The sequence below is a fragment of the Kribbella antibiotica genome (assembly GCF_004349055.1).
Lineage (GTDB): Bacteria > Actinomycetota > Actinomycetes > Propionibacteriales > Kribbellaceae > Kribbella > Kribbella antibiotica.
Genome location: NZ_SMKX01000033.1, coordinates 20,449 through 40,895, shown reverse-complemented (window position 1 = coordinate 40,895; position 20,447 = coordinate 20,449). Strand labels below are relative to the sequence as shown.

Sequence of the window (20,447 nt, the reverse complement as noted above, 5' to 3'; positions counted from 1 at the left end):
CTCTCCTCGTTCGGATTGACTAAGGATAGCCTTACCGAAGAAGATCGAGTCACCCGCCCACTTCAGGAGGACTCGTTCGGTATGCGGTTGTACCTGCTCGCCCTCAACCCGACCGACTCCGTCACCGAGGGGTTCCTGCCCGCGGCCGCGCGCCTCGGGCTCGAAGTCATCGTGCTGACCAACTCGGTCGATGCGCATCGTGAAGCCTATAAGGACTTTCCGCACCCACCGGAGATCCGGAACTGTTCGGTCCGGGACTTTCGCGCGGTGATCGGGGAGATCTCACGGCACCACAAGCCGGATGCGATCTTCACCAATAGCGATCACCTGCAGGCGCAGGCCGCGCTCGCTGCCCAGTACTTCGGACTCCCCGGCAAGGACTGGCAGGCGGCGTACCGGGCCAAGAACAAGGCGGAGGCTCGTCGCTGGTTGAGCGCTGCCGGGGTCGACACGGTCTGGGCTGCTGAGCTCGCGCCGGGGCAGGACGCATCGACGCTCACCGACATTCCCTTTCCGTGCGTGGTCAAGCCGCGCGAGGGGGTCGCGAGTGAGGATGTTGCGCTGGTTGACGACCTGGCCGGGCTGACGCAGTTTGCCGCAGGTGTCTGGGAGCGGCGTCCGGACGACACGTTGCTGGTCGAGGAGTTCCTGACCGGTGAGCTGCACACGCTGGAGACGCTCGGGGACGGTGCGACGCGGCAGGTCGTCGGTGCATTCCGTACGGCGATCTCCGAGCCGCCGGCGTTCATCGAGCTGTCGCTGGAGTTTGTCGGTGCGCATCCGCCGGCGATCACCGATCAGGTGCTCGCCCAGCTCGATGCGCTCGGGGTCGGCTTCGGCGCGTGCCACACGGAGTTCGTGGTCCAGGCGGATGGCCGGGCGCGGCTGATCGAGGTCAACTACCGTTCGATCGGCGACCGGCTGGATCTCGCGCTCGTCGACATCCTTGGCATTCCGTATTTCGAGCACGTGCTGCGGATCCACCTCGGCGAGCCGCTTCCGGCGGATCTCGGGGCGCGGGCCGACCGGGCGTCGTACAGCCTGTACATCTGTGCAGACCGGGCCGGGACGCTGACCGCGGCGCCGGAGCCGTTCGACCGGGTGGTCGACGGGATCGCGCTCTCCTACCAGACCTTCCGTGAGGTCGGAGCGACGCATCCGCTGTACAACACGAACCGGGACTACCTCGGCGTGATCCAGGGCATCGGCCCGGATCGGGCCGCGCTGCGGCGGATCGCCGAGGAGTTCGTGGCTGAGAGCGTCTGGACGATCGAGCCGTGACGGCTGCTACGACGTTGGCATTGCGTGTCCTCTCGTCTCTGATCCGTGAAGATGTGCTCGGGTTGCGCACTCGCGGATTGGTCGTCGAGATGGATGACGGGCGCTGGCTTCAGTCGGAGCTCGGCGGGCGGCTGCTGGCCGTCGCGGTCGTTGAAGACGGCTTCCAGGCTGAGTACGGCGCTCGGTTGCCGCTCCTTGAGGTCAATGGGACCGCGCTCACTTCGCTCGACGAGATCCTGGCCGCCCTGCGGGATCTCGCTGATCCGGAGGACCGCGGCGGATACGACACGTTCGCGGACGAGTGCCGGCAGACGCTGGCCACGATGGAACTGCATGACGACGTCCAGGCCGACGTACTGGCGGGGCTTGCGGAGCGGTACGGCGATGATCCGACGTCCTGGACTGGACTCGGGAGCTCGCTGGCGTTCGACACGTTGGCGGCGTTCCTCGACCACCCCGTTTATCCGACCGCGCGGGGGCGCATCGGGCTGACGCCGGAACAGGTTCGCGCTTACACGCCTGAGTTCCACCCGACCTTCAAGCTGCGATGGGTCGCCGTACCGGGGCCTGCGAAGGCGAACTGGCCGGAGTGGTGGCCGACTGTCGCCGATATCGGGCTGCCCGAGTTGGTCGACCACACGGTGCTGCCGGTGCATCCCCTGACCGAGGTGGTCGACGGCATCCTCGGTCCGATTCCGTATCTCGACGTCGTACCGACGTTGTCGACCCGGACCGTGGCCGTCGTCCACGATCCGCGTTTCCACCTGAAGTTGCCGATAGCAACGGCCACGCTGGGGGCGCGCAACCGGCGGACGATCAAGGCGGGCGTGCTCGTCGACGGTGCTGCGGGGGAGCGGTTGATGCACGATGTCATCGACCACGAAGCGCGTTTCGCAGCAACGATCCTGAATGCCGACGAGCAGACGTACTACGAGAGCGGCGACGAGCTCTTCGCGGTCCTGCTCCGCCGCTACCCATCGGGCCTCGACGATGCACTGGTCGTCCCGCTGGCAGCCTTTGCCGCGAAGGCGCCGAGCGGGCGCCGCGTCATCGATCATCTCGCCGACCGCTTCTACAACGGCAAGATCCACGACCTGTACGACGCGTTCGTCACCCTGCTGTTCGACTGGCAGACGACGCTGTTCGGCTACGGGATCGCGCTCGAGTCGCACCAGCAGAACACCTCGGTGATCTTCGATCGAGTCGACGGTGCTACCCGGATTCGTTTGCTCTACAAGGATAATGACGGTCTCCGGATCAACCGTCAGCGCTGCGCGGATCGCGGTGACTTCACCGACCCGCGGATGTTCGGCGACAACGACCGCGCCCTCACCGATCTCTTCACCACCATCACCATCCACCTCTGTACGGCGTCCCTCGCCTTCGCACTGGCCGACGACGAACTGCTCCGCATCCTGCGCACCCGCCTGACCGAGGCCGTCGACCGCCTCGGCGCGGATGGTGCCGCATTGCGCGCCGACCTGCTGGAGGCCGACCGGCTGCCGGTCAAGGCGATGGTCACGGCCGGCACCCTGCTGAGCAAGCAGCGTTCGGGCGCGGCCGATATCAACAAGCACTACACCACCGGGCCCAACTACCTACGGCTCGCGCGATGACAGTTCTTGCGGCGGCACCGCCCGTCACCGCACCGCGGCCCCACCTCAGCCGCATGCACGTCCCGGCAATCGCCGGCTGCTACTTCGTCGCATCGTTCGCGGCGCTCGGCCTCCCGCCTTACCTGACTGAGATCCTGCCGTCGCTCGGCGATCCGACCGGCCAATGGGCCGGCCTCCTGTACGTCGTTCCGACCGTCTTCAGTGCGATCGGGGCGCCGTTCTGGGGCCGTCTCGCCGACCGCTACGGCCGGAAGCGGCTGCTCCTTCGGGCCCAGCTCGGTCTGTCGATCGCGTTCATCGCCGCCGGCCTCGCGAACAGCCTGTTGGCCTTCACGCTGGCACTCGTCCTGCAGGGCTTCCTCGGCGGAACGTTTGCTGCGAGCAACGGTTATCTCGCGGCGGCGCTCACTGGCGACAAGCTGTCGAAGGCACTGACCCTGATGCAGGGGAGTGCCCGGGCTGCGCTGGTGGTCGCACCGATTCTGGTCGGCTCACTCAGCCCGTGGGTCTCGCCGCATCGGCAGTACCTGATCATGGCCGTGCTGCCGCTGGCTGCCGCCGTACTGCTGGTGTTGCTGCCTGAGCCGGATCATTCGGCCGTCGAAGTGCACGAGGTGCTGCCGGCGCAACCGCCGCCGCCGATGCGGACACTGAGGCTGTTGTATTTCTTCGAGTTCGCCTTCGTGTTCGCAACCATCATCTCTTTCCCGTACCTGATCGCGCTGATCGAGAAGCGCATGCCTGATACCTCAGGCGCCCTTGCCGGAGTGCTGTTCGCCTTGCCACACTTGTGTTACCTCGTGTTGGCCAGTGCCACCCATAAAATGATCTGTCACCAGCGTTTTGTCGGTCGTTCGCGAGCAGGGCTCGCGGCCGGTTTCGGCTTTGTCGCGCTCGGTTTGGCTGCGCATGCAGTGGTTCAAACGCTGCCCGGGTTTGTCGTTGCGCGCCTACTACTTGGTATCGGGTTGACGCTCGGTCTGGTGTGCCTTTCGATCCTCGCCGCCGACGCGGCGCGAGGACGTGCACCCGGCCGGATGTTCGGTACCGTCGAATTCTTCTCCAAGGGCGGAGCGGTCGCCGCCGGTGCCGTCGCCGCTGTCTCGAACAGTGTGTTCGGTGCAGCCGCGCCGGTGCTGATCGGCACCGCCGCCGCCTTGGTCACAGCCGTTTCCGCCACGTTGCTCATTCGTCCCCGTACGCGTTCGGAGTCACATATGTCTGTTATGCAGTCCCTTCCCCCGGCTGCGACGGCTGTACCGCGTGCCGACCATGTGGTCGCGCACACCCTGCTCAACTGCCTGCTGCGCGAGGTCTCCGGTCCGGAGCACCAGAGCGCAGTCGACGACGGCTGGCTGTTGCTTCGCCTCCCACGCGCCGGAGTCCTCCTACGCGTCGAGCTGCGCCGTACGGCGTTGATCGGTGCGCATAGGTTCATTGGCCCGGTGTTCCAGGAGCACGGTGAGTTCTGGTCGGAGCTGACCTGGCATGAGCTGGCCGACCAGGTACGACGTGAGCTAGCGCTACGCAGCGGCTTTGAGAACGAGGAGTTTCTGCCGCAGATCGAGTCGAGTCACGAAGGTGTCACCCGGGCCCTGACCCGGAGCCGGCCTGCTGGTCCGGACCGGTTCCTCGAGTCGGAGCAGGCGATGCTGTTCGGGCACCGCTTCCACCCGGCGCCGAAATCCCGCACGGAGAACCGCGATGACTGGGCCGCGTATGCGCCGGAGTCGCGGGCTGCGTTCCAGTTGCGCTACCTCGCCGTGCGGCCGGAGCTGCTGGCCGAGGAGAGCCTTGACTCGGAGATCACTGCGCTGCTTGATGAGCTGTGCGAAGTGCCGGACGGCTACCGGTTGCTGCCCGCGCACCCCTGGCAGTACTCGATGGTGCGAGACAACCCGCAGTTCCAGGCCGCGCTGGAGCGGGGTGACGTGATCGACCTGGGTGTCGGGGGTGCGCTGTTCACGCCGACCTCGTCCGTGCGCACGCTGGCCGGTCCGGATGTGTTCCTCAAGTTCAGCCTGAACATCCGGATCACCAACTGCCTGCGGAAGAACGCGGCGTACGAGATGACCGGTGCGGTTGCGCTCACCCGGCTGCTTGCGCCCGTGCTGGCGGATCTGGCGGTTCGCTTCCCAGGTGCCGCCGTACTGCGGGAGCCTGCGTTCCGCACGCTCGCCATGGACCTGCCTGTCTACGAGGGCTTCGGACTGATCGTGCGGACCGGGCTGAGCGACGTACTGCGTCCTGGTGTGACGCCGTTGATGGCAGCTGCGGTGGCTGATGAGTACGCGACCAGCTCAGCGCACATCTCGCTGCTGCTCGAAGACGCGGACGACGCCGAGATCGTGTCCTGGTGGGCGGCGTACCTGAGGCTGCTGGTTCCGCCGGTGCTGGCGGCGTACCTGGACCATGGTGTGGTGCTGGAGCCACACCTGCAGAACGTGCTGATCGGCGTCGACGCGGCCAACCAGCCGGTGCAGGTGCTCTTCCGCGACCTGGAAGGCACCAAGCTGGTCGACGAGCTGCATGCGGAGACGCTGGCTGGTCTGCCGGCGGATGTCGCCGGTCCGATGACGTACGACGCTCAGCGCGGCTGGGACCGGGTTGTGTACTGCCTGCTCGTCAACCACATCTCGGACCTGCTGGGCGCCGTGGCTGACCTCAGCCCGGAGCTTGAGGGACGGCTGTGGGCCGAGGTGCGGGCCGTGATCGAGGAGCACTCCGAAGAGAACGGACGGCCGCCGCTCCTCGCTGCACTGCTGGCCGGTGTGCCGCTGCCGGCGAAGACCAACATGCTGACTCGCTGGGGTCGGCTGCCGGACCGGAGCGCCGGCTACGTTCGCCTGCCGTCGCCGATTGCCGAGTCGGTGCTCGCAGCGGCGGCAGAGCATGCCACAGCGCAGGGCGAGCGGTGACGGTCACTCCTAACGTCCGCGAGTACGCCGCTGGTCTACCGACCGACGCTCTGCCCGCCTACGTCTACGACCTGGGTGCGCTGCGCGTCCATGCCGCGGCGGTCCGGGCGGCGCTGCCAGCGGGAGTCGAGTTGTACTACGCGGCCAAGGCGAACCCGGAGGCCGCCGTACTGGAGGCGCTGCGGGACGCGGTGGACGGCTATGAGGTGTCCAGCGCAGGCGAGTTGGCACACGTGCGTCAGGTGGCGCCCGGTGCGCCGCTCGCCTTCGGGGGACCGGGTAAGACGCCCGCCGAGATCGCTGCGGCGGTTGAGGCGGGGGTGCATCGGTGGCATCTGGAGAGCGTGCAGGAGCTGTATCAACTCGCGGCCGCGCTGGGTAACGAGCAGCAGGTCGACGTCATGCTGCGGGTGAACGTGCCGGTGGCGGAGGGCTCGCTCGAGTCGGTCGCGCTGGCGATGGGCGGGCGGCCGAGCCCATTCGGCCTCGATCCGTCCGATGTCGCGAGGGCGCTGGAGTTGCTGGCTGGTCCGATCGGTCAGCAGCTCCGGCTGCGCGGCATCCACGCGCACCTGGGCAGCGGTCTGAGCGCGGCTGAGCATCTGGCGGTGGCCGAGCAGATCGTGAACTGGTCGGCTGCGCTGGCGGCGAAGCACGGACTCCGGTTCGACGAAGTCAACATCGGTGGCGGGATGGCGGTCGACTACGCCGAGCCCGCGGCGCGTTTCGATTGGGTCGAGTTCGGTGTCGGTTTGGCGAAGTTGCTTGACCGGCGACCGGAGCTGCGGCTTCGGATCGAGCCTGGGCGCGCGTTGACGGCGTACTGCGGCTTCTACACGACCGAAGTTCTTGACGTGAAGACGAGTCAGGGTGAGCCTTTCGCCGTGGTCCGGGGTGGTACGCATCACCTGCGGACTCCGGCGACAAAAGGTCACGATCAGCCATTCGTCGTCGTACCAGTGCAGGAGTGGTCCCACCCGTGGCCGCGTCCGTCGGCGACTGGGCAGATCTCGCTGACCGGTCAGCTGTGTACGCCGAAAGACCTTCTGGCACAGGGGATTCCGGTCGCCGAGGTACGCGCCGGGGACCGGATAGTCTTCGCGATGGCGGGGGCGTACGCGTGGAACATCTCGCATCACGACTTCCTCATGCACCCACACCCGAATTTCTTGTTCATCTGAAGCGGTCTACCGTTGGTTCCCGACGGCATTGTCGGAGAAATAGGGGAAGTACCTGCTTGTGCAGGGCAACTTTCATCCCTCGCTCCGCCTCTCGGATAAGGTCGGACGGCGCAGCGGGGTCACGAGCGAGGGATGAAGACTGATGGCGGCAGCCCAGGGGCGAGGGCGCGGATGGTTGGCAGTGCCGGTGGCGGCACTGGCGGCTGCGCTCGCGTACATCGCCGGCGGGATCATCCGCGGTAGCTATCCGTTCGGCCACATCCCGCGCAACATCCTGGATCTGGGGCAGCAGTTCATCCCGATGCACGCGCATCTGCGCGACATCATGACCGGCGCGGCGCCGGGTGACTTCTTCTTCAACTGGTCCAGTGGGTACGGCGTTCCGTACATCGGCGACTTCATGGCCTACAACGGGGCCGCGCTGTCCTGGATCGTGCTGCTGTTCCCGCGCGACAAGATCGACCTTGCGCTGTACGTGATCTCGGCGACCGCGATTGCGTGCGCCGCGGCGGCCATGACGGCGTACCTGCGGAAGCTGCGCCCGAGCGGACCGGCCTGGCTGGCCGGGATCGCCGGTGTCTCGTACGCGACCTGCGGTTGGGCGATCGACGACGGCGGCTACATGACCGGCTGGCTGTACGGCCTGATCGCGTTCCCGGTGATCTGCCTGCTCTGCGAGTGGATCTGGAAGAACCGCTCACTGCCGTCGATGATCGTCTCGCCGTTCGTCATCGCCCTGTTCTGGTACTCGCACTTCTACACCGTCTACATGGCCTCGCTCGGGGCGGCGATCGTGGTGGTCGCGCGCGTCCTGGGTGATCCGGACGGCGGCGACTGGGCGCGCCGGATCGGCGGTGCGGTGCGCTGCCTGATCGCGGTAGTGGTCGGGATCGCGCTGTCCGCGCCGCTGTTGGTGCCAACCTTCAAATCGGTCGGCTACGCACGGCCGAGCCCGGACGAAACCTTCCATCCGATCGGCTGGCTGTACTTCTTCGGCCGGCTGCTGCCTGGAACCGAGGGGGTCGGGAAGACCCCCGGCCTGGCCGTCGGGACCGTGATGCTGCTCCTCGCGCTGAGCTTCCCCTTCAACTGGAAGATTGCACTGCGCGAGCGAATCGTCTGGTCGGTGGCCATCCTGCTGGCGATCGCCAGCATGCAGATCACCATCACGCACATGATCTGGCACGGGTTCGACGCGCCGAACGGCAACCCGTTCCGGCAGGCCTTCGTCATCGCCGGGTTGATCGTGATCGCCGGCTGGATGTCGGTGGCCACGGGCATTCGCCATGTGTCGACAGTCGTCATACCGGCGGTTTTCCTGGCCGCGCTGTGGGCCTTCGCGTGGAACAACTGGACATCGACCGCAGTCACGGCGGTCGCCGTACCGGTGGTCGGGTTCCTGGCGATTGCGGCCTGGGTGGTCACGCGGTGGAAGCCACAGCAGTTGGTACGGCGAATTGCCGCCGGCGTGCTGGTTGCCGCGGTGCTCGTCGAGGCGGGCGCGTCGTCGTACGCGATCGAGGCGCACCGGGGCGAGAAGTACTACACCGGACGGGCCTGGGCAGCTCGGCAGGAGACCAGTCGGGCGCTGGTGATGGGGGACAACGACTGGCCGCGGCAACGCGTGTCGCCGGGAGCGTTCACCACCGTCAATGACCCGATGCTGATCGGCGGCGAGGGGCCGGAGTACTACAGCTCGACGATTCCGGACGAGCTCACCCAGGAGCTGCTCAACCTCGGCTTCGGATACTCGGCGTTCGGCCGGTCGATCGTCGATCCGGTGAACCCGGTGGTCGACGCGGTCTTCGCGATGGGTGGCCGGCTGACGCTGGACCCCAAGGGCGAGCTGCAGTTGGCCCGCAGCCAGGTCGGCCCGTTCGTCTCGGTCCGCCCGCTACGACCGTGGATTTCGGGGCTCGGCGGGCCGTGGGGTCTGCAGGAGACCGCGCTCGGCGCGAGTGTCTATGAGACGCCGAAGCTGCGGGCATACATCGACGAGGGTTCGCAGGTCACGGTCAGCGACAAGCGGCCGGGAGTCCTCACGATCAACCAGCCGCAAGGGCTGGAGAAGCCGGGCACGTTCCGGCTGACCGCTCGGTGCAAGCCGGGGACCGAGGTTTACCTGTTCGGGCCCGAGTTTGTCGGTGACTCGCTGGTCGACGGTCACAAGTGGACGGTCAACCTGACGACCGGCGCGAAGCGGCCCGGTATTTTCCGCGGCGCACCGATGCGCCGAGTCAGTACGACGGGTCCGAGCGGCGCGGTTGAGGTCACGCTGCGGGTGCCGGAGTCGACCCAGTTGCCGGATCGGCCGCTCGGCTGTCTCGACCGCACCAAGCTCGATGCCGCGGTCAACCTGCTCCGGCAGAGCCAACCGGCCGAGACCCACGTCGGCGGACACAGCATCGACATCAAGCTGAACCCGCGGACCCGCGGGACGGTCGTCATGAGCGTCGTCCGCACGCCGGGCTGGCGCTGTCAGGTGGACGGCCAGGCGTTCCGGAAGCCGACCCAGATGGCTGGCCTGATGGCTATGCCGGTTGGTCGCTCGGCCAGCAAGGTGTCGTGCGACTATCACCCGGCTGGTCTGCGACTCGGCCTGGTGGGCGGGGCAGCTGGACTCGGCCTCCTGCTGCTGACGGTCGCCGTACTGGAATTCTTGCGCCGCCGTCGGCTGCGTCTCGCGGCACGGCCGATCGTCTTCAGCCCGGTTGACCCGCCGGTTGGAGAGAGCGGGACGGCAGCAGCGCCTGCTTCAGCCCCGGAGTCACCGTCGCCAGCATCAGACAAACCAGCACCACCGAAACCCGCTGAATGATCCCGGGCTGATGGGCCTCGTCGCCCTTCAGCTCCTGGATGCCGATCGCGATGACGAGCCAGATCTGACTGATCAGGCTCGCTCCGGCCAGTACGGCGGCGGTCAGCCGGCGCGGGCCGGTCCAGCCGGTGCGTCGGAGCACGACGAGGATGAAGAACGCCATCGCTACGCAACCGACTCCGGCGACGGTTGAGAACGTCGCGTGGAGGACCAAGGCCATGCCTGCCCGGCCGCTGTCCTCGGACTCCAGGCAGGCCTGGCTCAGGGACGGTGCGCAGTCCAGCGGCAGGAAGACGCTGAACATGGTCCCGATGCCGAAGAGCGCCGTACTGATCAGGAGCGCAGCGACATCGCGGTGCCGCCGCGCGGTCTGGCGGGCGAGGATCGGCACCAGAACCAGCAGGATCCCGGTCGTCAGGTCCATGCCGCGCGCGTAGAGATTGGTGGGCTGATCCAGCGCGGCCAGGTCGCTGAGCATCGAGTCATGGAGGTTGAGCGGGAATCCTGCGGCCGCCTCCAGGAGCAGGCTGCAGTAGAGCACGGCCGCCGCGATCATCAGGCCACGGATCAATCGATACCGGCTCAGCTCTGGGTCGTCCGCCATGATCTCAAGACTTGCATACCGATCAGCGCGGGACGGCGAGGACTGCCTGGAGGACGTCTTCGAGTGTCGTTTTGCTGAGCTCGGTCCGGACGGTGCACTCGATGCCGGCGTAGACGTCCTGGAGCGCGGGCTGGATGCCATGGCCGATGACGCAGCCCTCGTCGGGGCTGGCACGGTGCAGTGCGAACAACGGGCCCGGCTCGATGGCGTCGTACACGTCGAGCAGTGTCATTTTTTTGAGGTCGCGGGTCAGGGTCCAGCCGGCGCCGACGCCGCGGCGGGACTCGACCAGGCCGGCCGCGCGGAGCTCGCCGAGGAGCCGGCGGATGACGACCGGGTTGGTGTTCGCGCTGCTGGCGATCTGCTCGGAGGTGGCGACCTCGTGCCCTTGGCGCTGGTAGAGGCCGATCCAGGCCAGCGCGTGCGCTGCGATGGTCAGCCTGCTGTTTGCACTCATCACCCCTCCTTGCCGTTGTAACTAAGTATGTTACCTTGAGTTTGAAGTAACCATCTTTGTTACGACTGAGGAGTGAATATGAGTAAGGCACTGGCAGGCAAGGTTGCGTTGGTCACCGGAGGATCCCGTGGGCTGGGCGCGGCGACGGTGCGGCAGCTGGCCGCTCAAGGTGCGGATATCGCGTTCACTTATGTGAGTTCCGCGGAGCAGGCGCAGGGTGTGGTCGACGAGGTGCAGGCGCTCGGCGCGAAGGCGGTTGCGTTCCAGGTCGACCACGCGGACACGGCACAGGCCGCCGTACTGATTGATGAGGTTGTTGCCGCGTATGGCGGGCTGGACATCCTGGTGAACAACGCGGCCATCTCGGTTGAGCAGGGCCGGAAGATCGACGACCCGGACGCGGATGTCGCAGCCCTCGACCGGATGCACGCGGTCAACTACCTCGGCGTGATCGCCGTCATCCGCGCCGCGGCCAAGGTCCTCCGCGACAATGGCCGAATCATCACCATCAGCTCGGGTCTCGGCTCGCGAGTCGGGGTGCCCGGACTGGCCGACTACTCCGCGACCAAGTCCGGCATCGAGCGCTACACCCTCGGCGCCGCCCGCGACCTCGGCCCCCGCGGCATCACCGCCAACGTCGTCGAAGCCGGCCTGATGGAAAGCGGCATGGCCCCCGACCCCGAGGTCCTCAAGATCCTCCTCTCCGGCCTCTCCATCCAGCGCGTAGGCCACCCCGACGAAATCGCCGCCGCCATCACCTTCCTGGCCGGCCCCACCGCGTCCTACGTGACCGGCGCCGTCCTAGACGCCCACGGCGGCTACAACGCCTAACCCTTTGAGCCCCCACCAGCCATTCGCGGCCACCCGAAATGCCTGGCCGGTGCTCAAAGCTGATCGCGTACGGCGCTTTGAGTCCGCGTCAGTCATTTTCGGGCGGGCGGAATGCCTGACCCGTGCTCAAGGCTCGTCCGGCACCCGCTGCGTCGAAGGTGAGGCGCCCGCGGGCTCATCTTTGGGAACCCATCAACCGTTTCCAGGCTCATTCCGTGGTTGGTGCGTACCCAAAGTCGCCCGCCGTGCCCAAGGTCGCCGTTCCTGCCCAAAGGTGGGTTGGCTGCTCTTTGGGGGTGGGGGTCGACTTTGGGGATCCATCGATCGTTTTTGCGGGCCTGGGGTGGTTGGTGGGTTCTCAAAGATGGGGTTGGTGCTCAAGGTGGTGCGGGCGTTGCGGCGGCTCAGTTCGGGGCCGCGGTTGCGCGGTGGGTTTGGATGCTGAGGATTATGAAGCCGACGATCGCGAGGCTGGTGAGGACCGCGGGGACGAAGAAGACTTGGGGGAGGCCGATGGCGGCGACGCCGATGCCGCCGATCGCGCCGCCGATGGCTGAGCCGACCGGGATGGCGCCGAGGAAGACACCGGACGCCGTACCGACGCGTTCGGGGTAGAGGTCCTGGGCGATCGAGACGCCGATGGCGGCGACGCAGGCCCACAGACCTGCGGTCAGGGCTTGGCCGAGGAAGAGCATGCCGACGCCGGTGCTGGTGGCGAAAGCGAGGTTGCCGCCCAGACCCAGTACGACGCCGCCGGTCATCACGGGTAGTCCGCCGTACCGGTCGGCCAGGCGGGCGACTACCGGGAGCAGGAGGAGTTCGATCAGGGGCTGGATGCCGATGACGGCGCCGCGGACCCCGTCGGACAGGTGGAGCTCGTCGGCCATGTAGATCGGTAGGTAGCCGAACTTGATGGTGTCGCCGGTCATCGCCAGCACGCAGACTGCGGTGAAGGCGAGCAGCGGCAGCATGTGGGTGATCTCGCGCTTGCCGGGTGCCCGCAGGACTGGCTTCGGCGCTTGGTAGCGCTCGACGTGCTGGCGACCGAACGGGATGATCTGCGCGAACACGCAGATCGCGGTCGCGATCAACAGCGAGCGGAGGCCGAACAGGCCGCCGTACCAGCTGCCGAGGACCGGGCCGAGGATCCAGCCGACGGTGAAGCCCATGCGGACGGTTGCGACCACGCGGTTGTCGGCTCGGGTCGGGTTGCGGCTGAGCTCGTCGCGGCAGGCGGCGAAGAGCTGCGCCATCGCTCCGCCGCCGATGCTCAGTACGACGACACTGATCACGAATGGTTGCCAGACCGCATTGGTCGACGCCATTGCGAGCCAGCCGACTGTGCCGATGACCGCGCAGATCCGCAGCAGACGGAGGCGGTCGTGGCTGCGGTCGGAGAGGCGGCCGAGTAGATATCCGGCGATCGGCGACGCGAGGTTGGTGACGTAGTAAAGGCCGGCCACGGGCAGCGGCGTACCGAGATCACGCACCAGGAACAGCGTCAGCTGCGGAGTCGCCGCTGACATCCCGATCCCGGCGATCAGCAACGACAAGAAGGCCGCGCGGTAGAACTTCGACCGGGCGACGATTCGTAGTGCGGACTCGGGCCGGTCGAACACCCTGCAAACGTTATCCGCTACCGCCGTCCGGTGCGGAGGCGTCTCGCCGTACGAACCGAGCGAGCCGGCCGAGGGGGATCGGCCGGCTCGCTTCGGAGGGGTTGCTCAGGTACGGCGCTGGGTCAGTTGTCGTCGTGGCCCGGGCGGTCGTCGTTACGGTCGTCGGCGCTGTCGCGACCGCTGTCGTCGCCGTGGTCATCGGTGCGGTCGTCGGCCCGGTCGTCGGAGTTGTTGTTGTCGACGCGGTTGGAGAGGAGCTTGCCGTTGGCGTCGTAGCTCAGCTCGCGCCAGCCGGCCGTGGTGTGCACGTCGAGCTCCCAATTGGGGTTGTCCCAGTCGACGTCGGTGACGACGCCACCCGGGACGTCCTTCAGCGCCTGCTCGACGGCCTTCGCGGCGGTCAGCGAGCCGGTCGGGACACCGGTCGAGCTGCTGGCCGACGGGCTCGAGGTCGGGCTGGTGGTGGGCGTGTTGTCGGACTGGACGGCGTACGCGGTGGCGACGCCCCCGGCGGTCAGGACGACGGCGGTGGTGGCGATCAGTGCGAGGCGCTTCATCAGGAGGCCTTTCGGTCGGGGAACTTGTTGACACCCCAGACACTGCCGTCCCTGCCTGAAGCCGTCCTGAAGCAACCTGAAGCGGGCTTCAGGTGGGTCTGGCAGGCTGGGGGCATGCGGTTGCTGATCGTCGAGGACGAGAAACGGCTGGCCAATTCGCTCGCGAAGGGGCTGGTCGCCGAGGGTTTCGTGGTGGACGTCGCGTACGACGGGCTCACCGGGCTCGACCGTGCGCTGAGCGGCGAATACGACCTGATCCTGCTCGACATCATGCTTCCCGGCCGGAACGGCTACCGCGTCTGCGCCGACCTGCGCGCGGCCGGCTCCGAGGTCCCGGTGCTGATGCTGACCGCGAAGGACGGCGAGTACGACGAGGCCGAGGGGCTCGACACCGGCGCCGACGACTACCTGACCAAACCCTTCTCGTACGTCGTCCTGCTGGCCCGGATCCGCGCCTTGCTCCGGCGCCGGACCCGCGGTGCCGCTCCGGTGATCGAGCTCGGCGACCTCCGGGTCGAACCGGCCGCCCACCGGGTCTTCCGTGGCTCCGACGAGATCGAGCTGACGGCGAAGGAGTACGCCGTACTGGAGCATCTCGCGACGAACGCGGGTCAGGTCGTCTCGAAGCTGCAGATCCTCGACCACGTCTGGGATCAGTCTTATGACGGCGATCCCAACATCATCGAGGTCTACGTCAGCGCGCTGCGCCGCAAGCTGGACACCCCGTTCGGCCGCAAGGCGATCACCACGGTCCGCGGCTCCGGCTACCGCCTCGCCCGGGATGGCGGCTGACGTGCGCGGCTCCCTCCGAACCCGTACGACGGTCGCTGCCACCGCCGTAGTCGCGGTAGCGCTCGTGATCGCGGGCCTGGCCGTCGTACTGCTCCTTCGGGCCAACCTCGGGAGCCAGGCGCAGCTGCAAGCCGAAGTCACCGCCCAGCAACTCGCATCGCAGTTGGCCGGCGGTACAGCCATCGCCAAACTCGACCTCGATGACGAGAGCCCGGTCCGCATCACCGATGCCAAAGGCAACGTTCTGGCCGCTAGCGAGAAGCTCACCGAGCTGAACGGCCAGCCGGTGCAGCCGCCGCGCGCAACGCCTTCCAAGCCCGGCGGCTCCACCACCGCGCCGCCCAAGCCCGCCACCACGCCGCGGCCCTCCACCCCCTCTTCCACGGTCACCGATGACGACGACGGTGATGACGATGACAAGAGCCCCGGTCGCGACGAGCCGGATGACGACGACACGTCTGCCCCCACCGCACCGCCCGATCCGGGGCGGGTTGCCGAGGGGGACGCCGAATACTCGACCGGTTCCGCGACCGTCGATGGGCGGACGGCGGAGTACCGGTTTGCTGCCTTGAAGGTGAAGCTGCCGAAGGGTGCCGGCGACGTGACTGTGCAGGCGGGTGCAGAGCTCGCCACCGCACGGGATGCGGTGTCGACGGTGAGCCAGTCGATGCTGATCGGTCTGCCGCTCCTCCTGGCGATCGTTGCCTTGGTCACCTGGATGGTCACGCGCCGCGCGCTCGCTCCGGTCGAGGCGATCCGGACCGAGCTCGCCGGCATCACCGGCTCTCGCGATCTCCGCCGCCGCGTCCCCGTCCCCGAGTCCCGCGACGAGGTAGCCCGCCTCGCCCGAACCACCAACGACACGTTGACCGCGCTCGAAACCTCAGTGGCCCAGCAACGAGCATTCGTGGCCGACGCCTCGCACGAACTCCGCAGCCCGATTGCCTCCCTTCGCACTCAGCTCGAGGTCGCGGCCGCCCACCCCGAGCTGCTCGAACTCGACGAGCTCATCGCCGATACCGTCCGCCTCCAGCACCTCGCCGCCGATCTCCTCCTGCTCGCCCGCCTCGACGCTGGCGACCACGTCGACCCACAACGCCTGTACGTCGCCGATCTCGTCCGCGACGCTATTGACGGTCGCCGCGCCACCATGGTCATCGACGCCGAACCGGTTGTACTCGGCAACAAGTCTCGCCTGGAACGGATCCTCGGCAACCTCCTCGACAACGCAGAACGCCATACCGGCAAGGCCATTCGCGTAGTCATCAGTGAGGCCGGCGGGCAGGCGATGATCCAGGTGCAGGACGACGGTCCCGGCGTACCGGAGGCCGATCGGGAGCGCATCTTCGAGCGGTTCGTCCGCCTCGACGACGCCCGTAGCCGCGACGAAGGCGGCGCCGGTCTCGGGCTCGCGATCGCCCGCGACCTCGCGCAGGCGCACGAGGGCACGCTGACTGCCCATACCTCCCCGCTCGGCGGCGCCTCCTTCGACCTCCGGCTGCCGCTCGCCACATAATGGTGCGCATGGCATTGACCCGGCGTACCTTGCTCACCGGTGCTGCGGCCGTGCCGTTGGCCGCATCCGTCCAGACCGCCTCAGGAGTTGGCATCGTGAAGGACCAGATTGAGGAGCTTGTCGAGAAGTACGGCGACGGTGGGGTGGCGCCGATCGTGTCCCTCGGCGAGCCGGTCCTGCGGAAGGTCGCAGAACCGTTCGACGGCCAGGTGGACGACGCCGTACTGGCCGAGTTCATCGAGCTGATGAAGCGTACGAACCGGGCGGCTCCCGGGGTCGGGCTGGCTGCGCCGCAGATCGGCGTGCCGGTGCAGATCGCCGTACTGGAGGATCCGGCCACGGTCCCGCCGGAGGTCGCCGAGGCGCGGCACCGCTACAAGCTGGAGTTCTTCGCCGCGATCAATCCGACCTATCGTTCGGCGGGGCATCGGCGCGTCGGGTTCTTCGAGGGCTGCCTGAGCATGCCCGGCTACACCGCGGTGGTGAACCGCTACTTCGCCGTCGATGCCAAGTACGACAACCCGGCGGGCGAGACGCAGCGCAAGACCTTCGAGGGCTGGCAGGCGCGGATCGTGCAGCACGAGACCGACCACCTGCGCGGCACGGTGTACGTCGACAAGCTCGAGACCCGCTCGCTGTGCACCATCGAGAACTACACCAACAACTGGGCCGACCCTGTCCCGACCCGAGCTGCCAAGGCTCTAGGCTTTCACCTCGACTAAGTCAGCTCGGCCAGCACCGTCGCGAGGATCTCTTCGGAGAGCGGAGTCTGCCCGGCCGCCCGGGCCAGCGTGACTGCGCCGACCAGCGTGGCCAGCTCCAGCACCGCCTTGCGGCGGGCCTCCTCGGCGTCGGTCTCGTACCCGGCGAACGCGTCGAGCGTCTTCTCCAGACCCTCCCCGTACGCCGTGCGCAGCGGGCTCCCGACTTCGGCCTGAGCCGCGTCGGGAGCCAGCGCCGTACAAGCGCAGCCGTGGCCGGGGTCGTCGCGATGGCCGACCGACAGGTAGTCCTGCACGACCTCGTCGCGGGTCATCGCGGCCATCCGGACCAGCACTTCCTCGAAGGCCTCGGTGGCGGCGATGCCCATCAGTTCGTCCTTCGACGCGAAGTGCTTGTAGAAACCGCCGTGGGTGAGGCCGGCCGCGGACATCACATCCTGCACGCTGATCCCCGCGCTGCCGCGCTCGCGCAACAACCGCGAGGTCGCGTGCACAACCTCCTCGCGGTGCTGTGCCGCATCAGCTCGTGACGCCCGACCCATCTCGCCCTCCTAGCTAGCTTGCCTCGAACCTACTGGAAGATGCTTGCCTTGGTCTCCCGGGTGAACTCGTCCGCGAGGATCTCGGGCTCGCCGGCCGCGATGCCGTCGAGCGCCTGCTTGGCGATGCCGGCCGGGTCGGTCTTCTGGTCGGCGGGGACGTAGTCGGCCATGTCGGTGTCCATGTAGCCGACGTGCAGCGCGCTGACCTCGATACCGCGTGGTGCCAACTCCGCCCGAACAGCGGTGGTCATCGCCCAGGCGGCTCCCTTGGCGACGCTGTACGCGGCGTACGCCTCGATGTGGTGGACCCATGCCAGTACGGACAGCACGTTGTGAATGCCACCGCCGCCGTTCGCCTCGATCACCGGCGCGAAGGCGCGGATGAGCTGCAGCGGGCCGACCAGGTGGGTGTCCAGTTCGAGCTGGATGTTGTTCCAGTCGCCGCTGACCAGCGCGGTGTGCGTCGAGACGCCCGCGTTGTTGATGAGCAGGGTCGCGTCACTCGCGATCCGGGCCGCTTCGGCAATTGACGCCGGGTCGGTCACGTCCAGCTTGAGCGGGATGACGCCTTCGAGGTCGAGGCTCTCCGGACGCCGCGTGGCGCCGTACACCTTGGCCCCGCGCGCCAGCAGTTGCTTGGCCAGTTCACGCCCCAGACCGCGGTTGCTGCCGGTCACCACTGCTACTGCGCCACTGAGTTCCATCACTGCTCCTTGAGGGGTTCAATTTAAGATGATGGCCATAATCTATCACGCACAGCACACTCCCTGGGCCTTGTGAAAAGAATCTCAAGGTGTGGAACGGGCGTGGGTGAGGAGGATTGCTCAACTAAAGTTAGGGCCACCTAACTCATTCGAGCCCACTGTGAGGGACCGCAGCTTGTGAAGGATCTCCGCATCGCCGTCATCGGTGCCGGGCCAGCCGGCATCTACGCCGCCGACATCGTGACCAAGGAGCACGCAGGCGCCCAGGTGGACCTGATCGAGCGGCTGCCTGCGCCGTTCGGACTCGTCCGGTACGGCGTCGCGCCGGACCACCCGCGGATCAAGGAGATCATCAAGGCCCTGCGCCGGGTGCTTGAGCATGAGCGGATCCGGTTCATCGGCAATGTCACCTACGGCGTCGACGTGAAGCTGGACGATCTGCGCCGGCACTACGACGCGGTCATCTTCGCCACTGGCGCGATCACCGACCGCCCGCTCGACATCCCCGGTGTCGAGCTGCCCGGCAACTACGGTGCCGCCGACTTCGTCAGCTGGTACGCCGGACATCCCGACGTACCGCGCGATTGGCCGCTCGAGGCGCGTGAGGTCGCCGTACTGGGTGCTGGAAACGTCGCGCTGGATATCGCCCGGATGCTGGCCAAGCCGGCCGACGAGCAGCTCGTCACCGAGATCGCGGACAATGTGTACCAGGGCCTGAAGCTCAACCAGGCAACGGATATCCACGTCTTTGCGCGACGCGGTCCGGCGCAGATCAAGTTCACGCCGATGGAGCTGCGCGAGTTGTCGCACTCGCCGTCGGTCGAGGTGATCGTGCACCCCGAGGGCTTCGAGATCGACGAGGCGAGCCAGGCTGCGATCAGCTCCAGCAAGAGCACGCGGCTCGTCGTCGACACGCTGCTGAAGCACCTCGAGGCCGAGCCGACCGGCAAGGCGCACCGCATCCACATCCACCTGTGCCACGCGCCGGTCGAGGTCCTCGGGACCGACCGGGTTGAGGCCCTGCGCACCGAGAAGACGCAGCTCCAAGGCGACGGCACTGCCAAGGGCACCGGCGAGTACGTCGATACGCCCGTCCAGGCCGTCTACCGGGCCGTCGGGTACCTGTCGTCGCACCTGCCGGAGCTTCCGTTCGACCACCAGGCCGGCGTCATCACCAACGACAAGGGCCGGGTGCTCGACCTGGACGGCGTACCGCTGGAGGGCATGTATGTCACCGGCTGGATCAAGCGCGGCCCGATCGGCCTGATCGGCCACACCAAGTCCGATGCCGCCGAGACGATCGTCAGCCTGCTCGCGGATGCCGACACCCTGCCGGTCCCCGAGGTGGCCGACCCGGACGCGATCCTCACCCACCTCGTCGCGAACGGCGCAGTTGTCGTCGACCACGAGGGCTGGGCCCGGCTCGACGCCCACGAGATCGCTCTGGGCGAGCCGCACGGCCGCGAGCGGATCAAGGTCGTGCCGCGCGAAGACATGCTCCGCGCGGCCATCGGGGAATAGACGTCGTCACGGCAACTCTCCTGGGGGCGGGAGGGTTGCCGTGACGTTCGATTACTCGGGCAGCTCCTGGCCGGTCCGGTCCGCCACCATGTATTCGGCGTACCAGGCCGGCCACTGCTCGTCGTACTCGCCGCCGTGACGCTTCTCGTGCTCACCATGCGCGGCCGCGGCGCGCTGCAACGCCTGCGCGAGATCGTTGGCAGACTCGTACGTCGCCTCGGTCACGCGGCCCGGGAGTCTCGTGGTGACCTCCTGCAGGAGCCATGTGTTGCCGTCGGGGTCTTGGAAGGTCGCGAAGGAGCCGTAGCTCCCGCCGTTCTCATCACGGCCTTCTGCTCGGTTCGCTGAGCCCGGCTCGAACTGGGCGCCCGGCGCACCAGGGTGGAACACCTCGCTGATCTCGACGCCGAGCGCGCTCAGCTCGTCTCTCGCTGCGGCGATGTCATCCACCACCAAGTAGAGCCCCTGCGCGGAACCAGCCGCGGCGGTCGTGACCGCCGTACCGAACTGAACCGAAGCGGGCGACCCCGGTGGCGTGAACTGAACGATCCGAAACCCGTTGTCAAAGGCAAAGTCCGCATCCAGCCGCCAGCCCAGGCCGCCGTAGAACACCTTCGCCCGGTCCACATCCGCAACCGGAACAACAACCGCCTCAAGCTTCAGATCGGTACTCATTACTGCCCTCCTGTGATCGCTGCTTACTGACTCCAACTCCGCCACGACCAACGGCATTCCGCAAGCAAAGGACCAGGTCGCCATCGTGCTGCG

Annotated in this window: 17 protein-coding genes; 10 read left to right on the top strand and 7 right to left on the bottom strand. The window is 67.4% G+C overall.

What is annotated here, in order from left to right:
* Positions 1–81: 81 nt before the first annotated feature.
* The 5 genes from E1263_RS14195 to E1263_RS14170 all read left to right on the top strand — a co-directional run bounded on the left by E1263_RS14195 (position 82) and on the right by E1263_RS14170 (position 9,814).
* Positions 82–1,281 (top strand): ATP-grasp domain-containing protein, encoded by a 1,200-nt coding sequence (locus E1263_RS14195; RefSeq protein ID WP_132167753.1) that lies wholly within the window; start codon positions 82–84, stop codon positions 1,279–1,281.
* Positions 1,278–2,897, top strand: a complete 1,620-nt coding sequence (locus E1263_RS14190) for an IucA/IucC family protein (protein WP_202868874.1) — start codon at positions 1,278–1,280, stop codon at positions 2,895–2,897. The genes E1263_RS14195 and E1263_RS14190 overlap by 4 nt, the downstream gene beginning before the upstream one ends.
* Positions 2,894–5,815, top strand: coding sequence for an MFS transporter (locus tag E1263_RS43225; protein ID WP_202868873.1), 2,922 nt, complete (start codon positions 2,894–2,896; stop codon positions 5,813–5,815). The genes E1263_RS14190 and E1263_RS43225 overlap by 4 nt, the downstream gene beginning before the upstream one ends.
* Positions 5,812–6,996 carry a type III PLP-dependent enzyme gene (locus tag E1263_RS14175; protein WP_132167752.1) on the top strand — a complete coding sequence of 395 codons (1,185 nt, stop codon included), beginning with the start codon at positions 5,812–5,814 and terminating at the stop codon, positions 6,994–6,996. Before E1263_RS43225 ends, E1263_RS14175 begins: the two co-directional genes overlap by 4 nt.
* A 142-nt stretch (positions 6,997–7,138) precedes the next feature.
* On the top strand, positions 7,139–9,814 hold the full coding sequence (locus tag E1263_RS14170) for a YfhO family protein (protein WP_132167751.1): 2,676 nt from the start codon (positions 7,139–7,141) through the stop codon (positions 9,812–9,814).
* Here E1263_RS14170 and E1263_RS14165 read toward each other — a convergent pair.
* Entirely contained in the window at positions 9,699–10,418 is a 720-nt protein-coding gene (locus tag E1263_RS14165) for a DUF998 domain-containing protein (RefSeq protein ID WP_165956606.1), read from the bottom strand. The genes E1263_RS14170 and E1263_RS14165 overlap by 116 nt on opposite strands.
* 22 nt (positions 10,419–10,440) lie before the next feature.
* Positions 10,441–10,875: an Rrf2 family transcriptional regulator gene (locus tag E1263_RS14160; RefSeq protein ID WP_132167749.1), complete on the bottom strand. Its 435-nt coding sequence runs from the start codon at positions 10,873–10,875 to the stop codon at positions 10,441–10,443.
* A gap of 78 nt (positions 10,876–10,953) precedes the next feature.
* On the opposite strand from E1263_RS14160, the gene E1263_RS14155 reads away from it, so the two are divergent.
* Positions 10,954–11,706 (top strand): SDR family NAD(P)-dependent oxidoreductase, encoded by a 753-nt coding sequence (locus tag E1263_RS14155; protein ID WP_132167748.1) that lies wholly within the window; start codon positions 10,954–10,956, stop codon positions 11,704–11,706.
* 404 nt (positions 11,707–12,110) lie between these two features.
* Here the strand turns inward: E1263_RS14155 and E1263_RS14150 are convergent, their stop codons facing one another.
* Both E1263_RS14150 and E1263_RS14145 read right to left on the bottom strand, forming a co-directional pair.
* Entirely contained in the window at positions 12,111–13,325 is a 1,215-nt protein-coding gene (locus E1263_RS14150) for an MFS transporter (protein WP_132167747.1), read from the bottom strand.
* Between the two features lie 122 nt (positions 13,326–13,447).
* Positions 13,448–13,882 carry a hypothetical protein gene (locus E1263_RS14145; RefSeq protein WP_132167746.1) on the bottom strand — a complete coding sequence of 145 codons (435 nt, stop codon included), beginning with the start codon at positions 13,880–13,882 and terminating at the stop codon, positions 13,448–13,450.
* Between the two features lie 114 nt (positions 13,883–13,996).
* On the opposite strand from E1263_RS14145, the gene E1263_RS14140 reads away from it, so the two are divergent.
* From E1263_RS14140 to E1263_RS14130, 3 genes are read left to right on the top strand one after another with little or no spacing between them, the layout of a single operon-like run.
* Positions 13,997–14,674 carry a winged helix-turn-helix domain-containing protein gene (locus E1263_RS14140; protein ID WP_132167745.1) on the top strand — a complete coding sequence of 226 codons (678 nt, stop codon included), beginning with the start codon at positions 13,997–13,999 and terminating at the stop codon, positions 14,672–14,674.
* Entirely contained in the window at positions 14,664–16,190 is a 1,527-nt protein-coding gene (locus E1263_RS14135) for a sensor histidine kinase (RefSeq protein WP_132167744.1), read from the top strand. Before E1263_RS14140 ends, E1263_RS14135 begins: the two co-directional genes overlap by 11 nt.
* 8 nt (positions 16,191–16,198) lie before the next feature.
* The gene (locus tag E1263_RS14130) at positions 16,199–16,912 is read left to right on the top strand and encodes a peptide deformylase (protein ID WP_132167743.1); all 714 of its coding nucleotides are present in this window, start codon (positions 16,199–16,201) and stop codon (positions 16,910–16,912) included.
* Here E1263_RS14130 and E1263_RS14125 read toward each other — a convergent pair.
* Positions 16,909–17,454, bottom strand: a complete 546-nt coding sequence (locus tag E1263_RS14125) for a TetR family transcriptional regulator (RefSeq protein ID WP_132167742.1) — start codon at positions 17,452–17,454, stop codon at positions 16,909–16,911. The two genes, E1263_RS14130 and E1263_RS14125, sit on opposite strands and share 4 nt — an antisense overlap.
* A gap of 29 nt (positions 17,455–17,483) precedes the next feature.
* Positions 17,484–18,158, bottom strand: a complete 675-nt coding sequence (locus tag E1263_RS14120; RefSeq protein ID WP_132167741.1) for an SDR family oxidoreductase — start codon at positions 18,156–18,158, stop codon at positions 17,484–17,486.
* A 177-nt stretch (positions 18,159–18,335) separates the two neighbouring features.
* On the opposite strand from E1263_RS14120, the gene E1263_RS14115 reads away from it, so the two are divergent.
* Positions 18,336–19,679: an FAD-dependent oxidoreductase gene (locus tag E1263_RS14115; protein WP_132167740.1), complete on the top strand. Its 1,344-nt coding sequence runs from the start codon at positions 18,336–18,338 to the stop codon at positions 19,677–19,679.
* A gap of 51 nt (positions 19,680–19,730) precedes the next feature.
* On the opposite strand, the gene E1263_RS14110 is transcribed toward E1263_RS14115, so the two are convergent.
* Positions 19,731–20,354, bottom strand: a complete 624-nt coding sequence (locus E1263_RS14110; protein WP_132167739.1) for a VOC family protein — start codon at positions 20,352–20,354, stop codon at positions 19,731–19,733.
* Positions 20,355–20,447: the final 93 nt, after the last annotated feature.